The sequence below is a fragment of the Flagellimonas rhodophyticola genome (assembly GCF_049332665.1).
In the GTDB taxonomy this organism is placed as follows: domain Bacteria; phylum Bacteroidota; class Bacteroidia; order Flavobacteriales; family Flavobacteriaceae; genus Flagellimonas.
Map to the genome: position 1 here is coordinate 2,751,415 of NZ_CP186326.1, position 12,809 is coordinate 2,764,223.

At 39.7% G+C, this 12,809-nt stretch carries 9 protein-coding genes; 6 read left to right on the forward strand and 3 right to left on the reverse strand.

What is annotated here, in order from left to right; genetic code table 11:
* Positions 1-2: 2 nt before the first annotated feature.
* A complete protein-coding gene (locus tag ACOKFG_RS12345) occupies positions 3-917 on the reverse strand; it encodes a patatin-like phospholipase family protein (protein WP_298789967.1) in 915 nt (304 codons plus the stop codon).
* On the reverse strand, positions 914-2,938 hold the full coding sequence (locus ACOKFG_RS12350) for a M1 family metallopeptidase (RefSeq protein WP_422861373.1): 2,025 nt from the start codon (positions 2,936-2,938) through the stop codon (positions 914-916). The genes ACOKFG_RS12345 and ACOKFG_RS12350 overlap by 4 nt, the downstream gene beginning before the upstream one ends.
* A gap of 115 nt (positions 2,939-3,053) precedes the next feature.
* Here ACOKFG_RS12350 and recG point away from each other — a divergent pair, with 115 nt between their 5' ends.
* On the forward strand, positions 3,054-5,159 hold the full coding sequence (gene recG, locus ACOKFG_RS12355; protein WP_422861374.1) for an ATP-dependent DNA helicase RecG: 2,106 nt from the start codon (positions 3,054-3,056) through the stop codon (positions 5,157-5,159).
* Positions 5,160-5,209: 50 nt separating this feature from the next.
* Here the strand turns inward: recG and ACOKFG_RS12360 are convergent, their stop codons facing one another.
* Positions 5,210-6,322 carry a DUF2911 domain-containing protein gene (locus tag ACOKFG_RS12360; protein WP_299485546.1) on the reverse strand — a complete coding sequence of 371 codons (1,113 nt, stop codon included), beginning with the start codon at positions 6,320-6,322 and terminating at the stop codon, positions 5,210-5,212.
* Between the two features lie 410 nt (positions 6,323-6,732).
* Between ACOKFG_RS12360 and leuC the strand changes: the two genes are divergently transcribed.
* The 5 genes from leuC to ACOKFG_RS12385 all read left to right on the forward strand — a co-directional run bounded on the left by leuC (position 6,733) and on the right by ACOKFG_RS12385 (position 12,790).
* Positions 6,733-8,142, forward strand: a complete 1,410-nt coding sequence (gene leuC, locus ACOKFG_RS12365; protein WP_298789975.1) for a 3-isopropylmalate dehydratase large subunit — start codon at positions 6,733-6,735, stop codon at positions 8,140-8,142.
* A 56-nt stretch (positions 8,143-8,198) separates the two neighbouring features.
* Positions 8,199-8,795: a 3-isopropylmalate dehydratase small subunit gene (gene leuD, locus ACOKFG_RS12370; RefSeq protein ID WP_299173511.1), complete on the forward strand. Its 597-nt coding sequence runs from the start codon at positions 8,199-8,201 to the stop codon at positions 8,793-8,795.
* A 31-nt stretch (positions 8,796-8,826) separates the two neighbouring features.
* Positions 8,827-10,344 carry an alpha-isopropylmalate synthase regulatory domain-containing protein gene (locus ACOKFG_RS12375; RefSeq protein ID WP_299485548.1) on the forward strand — a complete coding sequence of 506 codons (1,518 nt, stop codon included), beginning with the start codon at positions 8,827-8,829 and terminating at the stop codon, positions 10,342-10,344.
* Between the two features lie 95 nt (positions 10,345-10,439).
* Entirely contained in the window at positions 10,440-11,495 is a 1,056-nt protein-coding gene (gene leuB, locus ACOKFG_RS12380) for a 3-isopropylmalate dehydrogenase (RefSeq protein ID WP_298789979.1), read from the forward strand.
* A 545-nt stretch (positions 11,496-12,040) separates the two neighbouring features.
* Positions 12,041-12,790: an outer membrane beta-barrel protein gene (locus ACOKFG_RS12385; RefSeq protein ID WP_298789981.1), complete on the forward strand. Its 750-nt coding sequence runs from the start codon at positions 12,041-12,043 to the stop codon at positions 12,788-12,790.
* Positions 12,791-12,809 lie beyond the last annotated feature (19 nt).

The window sequence follows — 12,809 nt, forward strand, 5'->3', positions numbered from 1 at the left end:
TCCTAGTCCATATGATCCGGATCTATAGGACTGGTTTCTTCATTTTTATTTTTGGCATATAAATAACCTCTTTTCCACCAAAGAGTCATTCGCTCCTTGTTAAAAACCAAGGAGTTTGTGGTTAAAATTGTAGGTGTATAATAAAAATTAATAATGGCATCTTTTTGATTGGCCACTAATTTGCCAATTCGAATATTCTGATTTTCAATGCGGTCGAGCATAAAACTGAAGATGGTGGTCATCAATTCAAACGGATTCCTTGCTGGCATCCTGTTCAGGTAATTCACTTCGGTGTGCAGTACCACGACATCCACCTCGGTGGCACCTCTTCTTACCGCTTCCTCTATAGGGACCAAGCTGCCCAATCCTCCATCTGCATATTCACATCCATTGCGCCGAGCCAAGCTCATAAATGGAGTGTAATTGGATGAAATCCAGATCCAGTCACAAAATTCTTCATAGGTGCAATCATTAACGGATTTGTACTCGACTTGGTTCAAAGAAAGGTTGGAAACCGTTACTACAACATCAGTGTTGCCATGTTTTAATTGTTCAAACTCTTCTGGAGTCACCGACCTTCGAATAAGCTTACGTAAGTTTTCACTTTCCCCAAATGTTTTTTTTCCTCGGATAAAGCTTTTGAGAACATTCCAATGGTTGATCGCAATAATTTCGACCCCATGTTTCTTCTTAATCAGAAAAGGACAATTGTTGAAAATACTTTTTTGGTTCACATTGGAATAGATTTCTTTAATCTTATCCAGTTTGTTCAAAGCCAAATGAGAAATAAGCAAGCTACCTGTCGAGGTTCCAACAAACAAATCATATTCATGTCGTGCCTCTTGAATCAAAAACTGAGCAACACCACCTGCAAAAGCTCCTTTACTGCCTCCCCCTGAAATTACCAATGCTCTCATTTACCTAGAGTTTTGTCTACATATTGTTGTTGTTCCAAACTAAGGGTCGGATATATACCCATGAGCCTTTCTTTATTTTTACCTTCTTTTAAAAATTCTTTGAGCATTTTTCTGGACGATTTTTTAAAATGCCATACATGATGGTTGCATGCTTCAATCAAATTTTTAACCACCTGATCATTATAGGCGCCTATACCCTTTAGGTACTGAAAGGCTAGTAGTCTTACTTCAAAATGATGCTCAGCTCCTGTATACCCGCTTAATTCATCAAAATATTGTGGTTTTGAAGTTTCATTATACTCAGGAGTCACCAAAGCCAGTGTCAACCATAAAAGTCGAACATTTTTATTTGGAAGTCCAACAATATCTTGCGTTAGGTTCAAATATTTTCCTCTCTCATCTGGAAAGGACTCCCATAGTTTGAAAAGAGCGTTTTCTTGTGTCACATAACTTTTGTCTAAAAGCATTGACTCGAATGCTTTTTGTAACTCTTTAGAGACGTCTTTTACGGCCAATGACACAGCCTGTCTGACCTCCAAAGGTTCATTTCGGACAATCCTTTGAAGTATGGTATCCGGAATATGCTCAATAAAATCAAATATATATTCTCTTTTGAACGCTTTTGGACCCGAATCATTCCAAAACCAAGTAAACCAGTCCTGTTCTCCCTTTTGATAAGCTTCCGCATTCATTTTCTTTGCCAATAAGAACATATTTATAGAGTTACTCTTTTCTTTTAAAAAGGTAAGTGCAACTTCAAAAGGAAATTCGGATTCTTGCAACCATGTTTCTTCAAAATCCACGAGCTTCATACCGGAGGCTTTTTCCATTTCCCACATAAAATCGGAAATGGTAACATTTTGGAATGCATACTTATTCAAGTAGTTTTTAATGCCCTGTTTAAAGTTCATTTCCCCTACTCTTTCTCTAAGCATTACAAGTGCCCAGGCTCCTTTTTCATAAAATGTAAGACTTCCTGCACTTGGGTCCGTTAGAGCCTCTCCATTTCCTTCCCCTGAAAAATTGTTTAAAGCGTTCGCTGTTTCGAGTAAATGCCAGTAAAAATAATCATCGCCAAAAATATCTTTTTCAGCCAAATAGGCATAGTAGGTGGCGAACCCCTCATGCAACCAATGGTGTTCTCCACTTTGTTCCGTTACCAAGTTCCCAAACCATTGGTGGGCCATCTCATGAGCATTGACATTGACATAATTCTTATCCGTAAATGCAATGGAATCCACCATAAAGGTGTTTGAAAAAATGGTAGCTCCAGTATTCTCCATTCCGGCATATAAAAAGTCCTGGACTGGAACCTGTTTATAGTTTTGCCATGGGTAAGGTACTCCAATCTCGTTTTCCAAAAAATCGAAAATCTGTTGGGTGTATCGATAGGTCGGCTCAACTTTTAAACTGTCTTTGGGTTCATAATAAAGTTCTATTGGAATGCCTGATGTAGACTTAATAATTTTCTTGTCAAAATTACCGATGGCAAAACCCACCAAGTAACTGCTCATTGGTTTTTGCATATTGAACTTCCATAAAAAAGCTTTGGAGTCAGGTAAACTATCCCTTGACACCAACTTCCCATTCGATATGACCTTTAAATCATCCTTAAAAATAAAGTTCAAATCAAACTTTATTTTATCATTCATATCATCTAAACTTGGCAGCCAATGGCTTGTGTACTTTCCTTGACCTTGTGTCCAAATCTGTTCGTTACCTTGAGTTTTATCCTCCCAACCCAAAAAGTAGACCGTCTGTTTGGGGAGAGCTGTATACGAAAGGGTTATAAAATGTGTTACTCCTTTTTTAAATTTCTTTTGGATAATCAATCTTCTATAATCATTTTGATGGTCAACATTTTTTGAATCAAGTAAAATCTTGGAAAATTTCATTTGGTGAGCATCAAAAAAAATGGAATCGACATCTTTTAGCACCTCAAACTCATATGTGACTTTTCCATTGATTTTTTTTTCTTCTGGAATTAGCTCAATAGAGATTTCTGCATGGATAAAATCCACTTTATCCTGTGTTTGAGCTCCTAGAAACTGAAGAAAAAGAAAAAAAAGAAATGTGAGGCCAAGCTTCATACTGGGAATCTATCAAAAGTCCTTCCAAATTACATATTTTAGTTTGATGAATCCCAATTTTCTACAAACTCCAATTCCATATCTCAAAGGTGTAGGTCCGAATCGAGCGGACACTTTGCGCACCGAATTGGGTATAGAAACTTACCAGGATTTATTGCATCTATTTCCCAATCGCTATCTCGACAAGACCCAATACTACAAGGTAAATCAATTGCAGTCCAGCGGAGCCGATGTTCAAGTTGTGGGCAAGATTATTCACCTCAAAACTGTAGAACAAAAAAGAGGCAAGCGTTTAGTTGCAACTTTTATTGATGAAACTGGACAAATGGAGTTGGTATGGTTCCGCAGTCATAAATGGATTCGTGAAAATTTAAAATTGAACGAACCATATGTGGTGTTTGGCAGAACCACCCGTTACGGAAGCACCTTCTCCATGCCCCACCCCGAAATGGAATTGCTATCCGAGCATCAACGAGGGTTAAAAATTGCCATGCAACCCATTTATCCCTCTACGGAAAAATTAAGCGCAAAGGGAATCACCAATCGCGTCATAAGCAAAATGGTGCAGCAATTGTTTTTGGAATGTAAAGGTCAATTTCCAGAATCATTATCCCCTCCAATATTGGATGAATTAAGATTAATCTCAAAAAGTGAAGCTCTTTTCAATATTCATTTTCCAAAAAATCAAGATTTGTTGGCGAAGGCACGGTTCCGGTTAAAGTTTGAGGAGTTATTTTTTGTGCAGTTGCAGTTAATTTCCAAAAAAATACTTCGAAAGCATAAAATCAAAGGACTTACGTTTGACCAGGTTGGCGATAATTTCAATGGTTTTTTTAAAAATCACCTGCCTTTTGAACTAACCAACGCACAAAAGAAAGTTATTAAGGAAATTCGCAAAGATATGGGCAGCAATGCCCAAATGAATCGTTTGCTTCAAGGGGATGTTGGTTCCGGTAAGACAATTGTTGCTCTTATGTGCATGCTGTTGGCGATTGACAATGGTTTTCAGAGTTGTTTGATGGCCCCTACTGAGATATTAGCCCAACAACACTATAATGGTTTAAAGGAATTGTTGGGAAAAATGGATGTGAAAATTGCCCTGTTGACCGGCTCCACAAAAAAATCGGAACGAACCTTATTACACAACCAACTGGAAAACGGCAATCTTAATATTCTTGTTGGAACACATGCTGTTCTTGAGGACAAGGTGCAATTTAAAAATCTAGGATTGGCTGTAATTGATGAGCAACATCGGTTTGGGGTAGCCCAGCGCTCTAAACTTTGGCATAAAAATGAGATTCCACCGCACATCTTGGTAATGACCGCAACCCCTATTCCAAGGACATTGGCCATGAGCTTATACGGTGACCTAGATATTTCGGTGATTGATGAACTACCGCCAGGCCGCAAACCTATTAAAACCGTACATCGATTTGATGGTAACCGCCTAAAGGTCTTTCAGTTTATCAAGGATGAAATAAAAAAAGGAAGACAAATCTATATTGTTTATCCCTTGATTAAGGAATCAGAAGCTTTGGATTACAAGGATCTGATGGATGGATATGAAAGTATCGCTCGGGATTTTCCACTGCCAGAGTATCAAGTTTCTATTGTGCATGGTAAAATGAAACCTGCGGACAAGGATTATGAGATGGAACGTTTTGTGAAAGGGGAAACACAGATTATGGTGGCCACAACGGTCATCGAAGTCGGTGTAAATGTGCCCAATGCTTCCGTAATGATCATTGAAAGTACTGAACGTTTCGGACTTTCTCAATTGCATCAGCTTCGCGGACGTGTTGGCAGGGGTGCAGAGCAGAGTTTTTGTATTCTAATGACAGGTTATAAACTGTCTGAAGATGCCAAAACAAGACTTCAAACAATGGTAAGAACCAATGATGGATTCGAAATCGCCGAGGTGGATCTCAAACTGCGTGGTCCTGGAGATTTGATGGGAACCCAGCAAAGTGGATTACTTAATCTTAAAATTGCTGATATCGTTAAGGACAACCAAATTCTGAAGACTGCGCGGTATCATGCCATTCAACTGCTAAAGAATGACCCAAAATTGGAAAAAAGTGAAAATGCCTCAATCCTATTTGCTTATTCCAAGATGATGAAGCAATCCAATATTTGGAATTACATCAGCTAAAAAAACCCAGCTTCCGCTGGGCTTTTTCAACATGTTTTACATAAAGAAATCTAATTGATTGCTTCGCCTTTTTCAGCTTTTTCCAAATTGGCTGCCACCCTATCCTTATTAGCTTGGGCCGGTGCATTCTCCATGGCAATTTTCAAATGTTTCACCGTGGATTTGTTATCTCCTAGGGCTGAGTATCCTCTTGCCAATCCATAGTGTACTGGCCATGTACCTTTATGGTTTTTGGCATTCCATTTAAAAATTTCCAAGGCTTCATTATTCTTACCTTGACCTATGAGTTGTCTGCCATAGCCATGAACTTGAAAAACGGTCCCTAATGGTAACGCTTCCTCCATCAAGGCTTCAGCTTCCGCCGTTTTACCTTGTTTTGCTAAGATTTGAGATTTAATACTCAAATTATTAAACGTTTTTTGACTAAAAAACTGCCCAGCTATAGCAGCATCCACCCAACCAAGTGCCTCATCAAGGTCTCCGCCATTGTTTTGAGCATAGTTGGCAGCTTGCTCCCAGCTTTGTCTACTAAATCCGGGGGTAGTCTGTAATTGCTGACGTATTTCAGCCAAGATATTATTGCTCACATCCGTTTCCACTTTGAACGGAATTTGCTTTTTCTCCCAATTCAATGTAACCTCGGCAGAAGTTGCATCAACATTGTTGAAACTAAAGGTCAACTGTTCAACATGCGGTCCTTCCGCTGTTTCCACGTCAACACGCAGTACATCTTCTTCTGGTTTGTAAAAATAACTCCCCCAGGCATCATGGTTCTTAGAGAAAATAATTGTCGCGGTATTGCCTTCATTTACAATCATGTGAAGTCCATACTTTCCTGCAGGCAAGGTTTTACCTCCAATCGTCAAGTCGTGCGTTGTCTTAAAAATGGTGTTTTCATTGGCGCCAGCTCTCCATGGAGATTCTGCTGCTGTACCAAATCCCAAGTTGTTCATACCATAAGGTACCAAAGCGCCCCAAACCTCTCTGTCGTTCACGCTTGGTCTGGAATATACAACGGTAACATCTGTGTTGCCAATTCGTTGAGAAACTTTCGCCATTTGGCTACCACGTGGCAAAAAACTTAATTGGGCAACTGAGCTGTAAGAAATTAAAAAAACAGCAATTAGCATCATGGCCGAAAAGGCCGAGTAACTTTTCTTCATTTGTTCGTTTTTGATGAGTTAATGAATAAACTTTTAGGTCGTGGCCCTAAAGTAGGTAGCTGATTGCTTTGTTTCCGTTACAGCAATGTTAAAATGAAGCTGAACATGTTAAAATTCAATGGTTTGTTCATTCAACCTAAGCCAAATTAGCTCTGTTCAAATGACTTTTTTAACATAACAGTAAAGATGTATGGGTAATCTTGCTTTTCGATAAAAAAATAGAATAACTACTTAGATTATCCTATATGATAATAATGTGCCAACTTTTTGTTTTATATACCAAATATTGCTGTTTTATTAGTTGTTCCAAGTCAAAATTTAAGTTGAACATCGTAATTTCAGCGCCAAATCATTACGTATATTTTTTTCATATTTTAAATTTACCTTCTTATATATTATTGTTTACAGTTATGAGTAAAACACTATTTGATAAGGTTTGGGATTCGCATGTGGTACAACATATTGAAAACGGTCCTGACGTACTTTTTATAGATAGACATTTGGTACATGAAGTCACTAGTCCAGTGGCCTTTCTGGGTCTTAAAAATAGAAGCATTAAGGTGCTCTATCCTGAACGCACGTTTGCTACTGCCGATCATAATACACCTACACTTAACCAGCATTTGCCGGTCAAAGACAAACTGTCCGCAAACCAATTAAAGGCCTTAGAGGAAAATTCTAAAGCCCATAGCATCCCTTATTGGGGGCTTGGACATGAGAAAAACGGCATTGTTCACGTAATAGGTCCTGAAAATGGAATTACGGTACCCGGCGCGACCATTGTGTGCGGTGATTCGCATACCTCTACCCATGGTGCTTTTGGTGCTATTGCCTTCGGAATTGGAACCAGCGAGGTAGAAATGGTGCTTTCCACACAGTGCATCATGCAGCCAAAACCAAAAAGTATGCGCATTAATGTAAATGGAACATTGAACAAGGCTGTTACACCGAAAGATGTAGCACTCTTTATTATTTCCAAATTGACAACTTCTGGTGCTACAGGTTATTTTGTTGAATATGCAGGAGATGTTTTTCGAAATATGTCGATGGAAGGCCGAATGACTGTCTGTAACCTAAGTATTGAAATGGGAGCCCGTGGTGGTATGATCGCCCCAGATGAAAAGACATTTGATTATATAAAAGGAAGAGAGTATGCACCAAAAGGAGCAGCTTGGGATAAAGCTATGACCTATTGGGAAACTCTATATTCTGAAGACGATGCGAGTTTTGACAAAGAACTGACTTTTGAAGCCTCTGAAATTGAGCCAATGATTACCTATGGTACCAATCCTGGCATGGGAATGGGAATCAAAAATGATATTCCTCGAGCCGAGACTTTGGAAGGTGGAGCTGCCACATATCAAAAATCACTGGCCTACATGAACTTTAACGAAGGTGATGCCATGATTGGAAAACCCATCGATTTTGTGTTCCTAGGTAGCTGTACCAATGGTAGAATAGAAGATTTTAGAGCTTTTGCCTCTATTATAAAAGGAAGAAGAAAAGCGGATAACGTAACAGCTTGGTTGGTCCCTGGATCACATCGTGTTGAAGAAGCGATAAAAGATGAAGGCATTTTGGACATTCTCCATGAATCCGGTTTTGAACTTAGAGAACCAGGATGTTCTGCATGTCTGGCAATGAATGATGATAAAATCCCTGCCGGAAAGTACGCTGTAAGTACTTCAAATAGAAATTTTGAAGGAAGACAAGGTCCTGGAGCTCGAACCTTACTGGCAAGCCCATTGGTGGCAGCAGCAGCAGCCGTTACCGGGAAAGTGACCGACCCAAGAGAATTAATGGAATTGGAAACAGTATAATCTAAAACAACATTCAGACACTAGAATTCAGAAATCTGATCATTGAAAATTAAAACATGGCTTACGATAAATTCAACATACTAAAAAGTTCTGCTGTCCCTTTACCTATTGAAAATGTGGACACGGATCAAATCATTCCAGCTCGATTCTTAAAAGCGACTGAGCGTAAAGGATTTGGCGATAATTTGTTCCGTGACTGGAGGTATAACCCCGACAATACCCCAAAAGAACATTTCGTACTCAACAACCCCATTTACAAGGGGAAAATTTTGGTTGGTGGAAAAAACTTCGGCTCTGGTTCTTCCAGAGAACATGCCGCTTGGGCCGTTTACGATTACGGTTTTCGCTGCGTAGTTTCAAGTTTCTTTGCTGATATTTTTAGGAATAACTGTTTAAACATTGGGGTACTTCCGGTTCAGGTGAGTCCTGAATTTTTGGACAAAATCTTCACGGCAATCGAAGCAAATCCAGATACTGAAATAGAAGTTAGTCTTCCAGAGCAGACCATTACCATTTTAGAATCTGGTGAGAGTGAAAGTTTCGCCATCAATGACTACAAAAAGGAGAATATGCTCAACGGGTTTGATGATATTGATTATCTATTGAACATCAAGAACAACATTGAAGCATTCGCACAGAACACCCCTTTATAAAAAGCAATAGGCTTAGACCACGCATTTGAAAATGAAAAAAAGGACTGTTGAAATTATGGATACCACCCTTCGGGATGGTGAACAGACCTCAGGCGTATCTTTCTCCGCTTCGGAAAAACTAACTTTGGCCAAACTTCTGCTTGAAGAACTCAAGGTAGATCGCATTGAAATTGCATCAGCTCGGGTATCGGAAGGAGAGTTCGAAGCCGTTAAAAAGATTACGGAATGGGCAAAAACAGAAGGTTTGCTGCCCAAAGTAGAGGTATTGACCTTTGTTGATGGCGGTGTTTCTTTGGAATGGATGCAAAAAGCCGGCGCCAAAGTGCAAAACCTCTTGACGAAGGGTTCCCTCAACCATTTAACCCATCAACTCAAGAAAAAACCCGACCAACATTTTAAAGACATTGAAAGCGTAGTATCGAAAGCCGGTGACATTGGCATTGAAACCAATGTTTATTTGGAGGATTGGAGCAATGGTATGCGAAATTCACCTGAATATGTATTCCAATATTTAGATTTTTTGGTCAAACTACCCATAAAAAGGGTACTGCTGCCAGATACGCTAGGTGTGCTCACCCATCAAGAAACTTTTGATTTTTTACATCAAATTGTTCAACGTTATCCCGAAACTCATTTTGATTTCCATGGACATAACGATTATGACCTTAGTGTTGCAAACGTTATGGAAGCTCTAAAAGCTGGAGTTCACGGATTACATTTAACAGTTAACGGAATGGGAGAACGAGCGGGAAATGCTCCACTTGCCAGTGTGGTTGCTGTTGTTAACGATTTTATGCCAGAAATTACTATTGGCGTAAAGGAATCTTCATTATTTAAAGTAAGTAAATTGGTCTCTGCATTCACAGGTTTTGGCATTCCCGTTAACAAACCCATTGTTGGAGATAATGTTTTTACACAAACTGCTGGAATACACGCAGATGGTGACAGCAAAAAGAATCTTTACTTTAATGATTTATTACCTGAACGCTTTGGCAGAAAACGCAAATACGCGCTTGGCAAAACTTCTGGTAAAGCCAACATACAAAAGAATCTTCAAGAGTTGGGGCTGACCCTGAATGATGAGGAGCTAAAAAAGGTCACAGAACGTATTATTGAACTTGGAGATAAAAAAGAAAGAGTCACTAAAGAGGACCTTCCCTATATTATTTCTGATGTTTTGGCCAGTAATGTACATCACCAACGAGTTTTTGTAAAGTCATACGTGCTTACACATTCCAAAGGGTTAAAACCCTCTACTACCCTGTCCATTGAAATCGACGGAAAATTATACGAAGAAAATGCCCAGGGTGATGGACAGTTCGATGCTTTTATCAACGCTTTGCGGAAAGTGTATCAAAAAGAAAAAATGGAATTGCCTAAATTGGTAGATTATGCAGTACGAATCCCGCCGGGAAGTAACTCTGATGCTCTTTGCGAAACCATAATCACTTGGCAAACCCAAGACCAGGACTTCACGACTCGTGGGTTGGATTCAGACCAAACAGTTTCCGCAATCAAAGCAACCGAAAAAATGCTCAACCTATTCTAAATAGTAAATTTAAGATATCTGAACTCAGACTTCTGAAATCTGACATCCAAACACATAAACACTTTACCTTTAATCCTATAACCATAACTGAAAAAATGAAACTTAATATAGCCCTTTTAGCCGGAGACGGAATAGGCCCCGAAGTTATTGACCAGGCCGTAAAAGTATCCGATGCTGTAGCCAAAAAATTTAACCATGAAATCAATTGGACACCAGCTTTGACAGGTGCTGCTGCCATTGACGCGGTTGGAGAACCATATCCCGAAGAAACGCACCAAGTATGTACCAACGCTGATGCAGTGCTGTTTGGCGCCATTGGCCATCCACGTTTTGATAATGACCCATCCGCTAAGGTTCGTCCAGAGCAAGGTCTATTAAAAATGCGTCAAAAATTGGGGCTTTTTGCCAATGTACGTCCAACTTTTACTTTCCCATCTCTGATTGATAAATCGCCCCTAAAACGGGAGCGCATTGAAGGTACCGATTTAATTATCCTTCGCGAGCTAACCGGAGGAGTCTATTTTGGAGAACGTGGAAGAAAGGATAATGGTGATACCGCTTTTGACACTATGACGTATCAACGTTTCGAAATTGAACGTTTGGCCAAGAAAGGTTTTGAAATGGCAATGAAAAGAGGCAAAAAACTCTGCTGTGTGGACAAGGCAAACGTCTTGGAAGCTTCTCGGCTTTGGCGTGAGACAGTGCAGGCCATGGAAAAAGAATACCCAGAAGTTGACGTTACTTATGAATTTGTAGATGCGGTTGCCATGCGGTTGATCCAATGGCCCAAAGGATACGATGTCATTATTACCGCAAACCTATTTGGAGATATCTTGACTGATGAGGCCTCTGTAATCTCTGGATCAATGGGACTGATGCCTTCCTCATCACTTGGAAACAATGTATCATTATATGAACCCATTCATGGATCATACCCGCAAGCCGCTGGAAAAGACATTGCCAACCCATTGGCAACAATATTATCCGCAGCGATGCTATTTGAAGATTTCGGCTTAAAGGAAGAAGCAGATGCCATACGTTCAGTTGTTAACAAATCTCTTGCTGAAGGTGTTGTAACCGAAGACCTTTCCGAAGGAGAAAAATCATATAAAACTAGTGAAGTAGGCGATTGGCTTGCCGCCAACATCTAAAAAAACAACAACCAACTTTTCATTAAGAACCCTGTGCAATTGCATGGGGTTTCTTTTTTACCCCACTCTACCTTTATTCAACACTAATTCTTAGTCCCCTTAACCGTTACTCCCCAAACCTTTTACCTCCTTACCATAATCCCACCGACAACTGACAATTGACAACCATCAATTGAAACGTCACATCCGTCAATTGACATCCTCGAACAGCTTGCTCCATTTTTACTTTTGGAAGCGATTGCCATGTATAATTATGGCATCCAGAACCAAATTTTGCAATGTTACGTCAATCTCAAAAATCAAACCCTCCTTTCCTTGAGTCATACCCTTACTTAAATACTAAGTACTATGGTCAAAACCATCAAAACACCTTATAGATGGCACAACAGGCATTACAAATATTTACCAGATATAATGATAACCCTTAAAACCAATTTGCGAATGAATAGGAAAACCTATAACACATCTTAAATCGAATAGCAATGCAATATGAACATGAAAATTTCAAAATTTTTTAACCAAAGCCTTCAAATCCATAAATTATTATGAAGCATATACTCTTTATTACATCGGTCCTGTGTTTTTTGATATTCCCATTAAAGGGAATGACCCAGGATACGGATGAAGCAACAAATTCCGATAGCTCCATTATAGTGGGCGCCCGAGTCGGAGGCAGTTTTAGTCAATTTGCGCAACCCGGAACTGTAATCACTGGTAACATTGGCGCCTTTGGCCGCTATGAAGTCCTACCCTATATGCAGGTACAACTGGATTTAGGTTACGATGTTTTCGGTGGCGGCCGTACCGATCTTAACAGGGAATTGCCCGAACCTGCCAACACTACGCAAGCTGGTCTACTCACACAATTGGAATACCTGAATCGTCAGGTCTTTTTCCATTCGGTAGCAGGTCGTCTTTCTGCAAGATTATCCTTGCCGGAGCTCAATGGCTCTGCTGTGCAACCACGTCTTATCGTAGGAGGTAATTTAAACTACATTTTTAGGGGACGTGAAAATCGGGACCAATACATGGTGTTCGATGATGGTTCACGAATCATCCTATCCAACGATTGGGAAGAAGTCGGAGCCGACTACAAGTCGATTAATCTTGGAGCACATTTTGGTCTAGGCATCGATTTTAACCTGACAAACGGTGAAACATTTTCCGCAGAGTTTATTTACGATCGAGGTTTTATTGACCTAAACAACATCTCCATAGGCCAGCCCGAAAATATCGAGGTAATACGAACCAATCGTTTTGGGATAAGCTTCACCTATACTTTTATAAATTTTTAGCTATGAAAAACAAGTACGA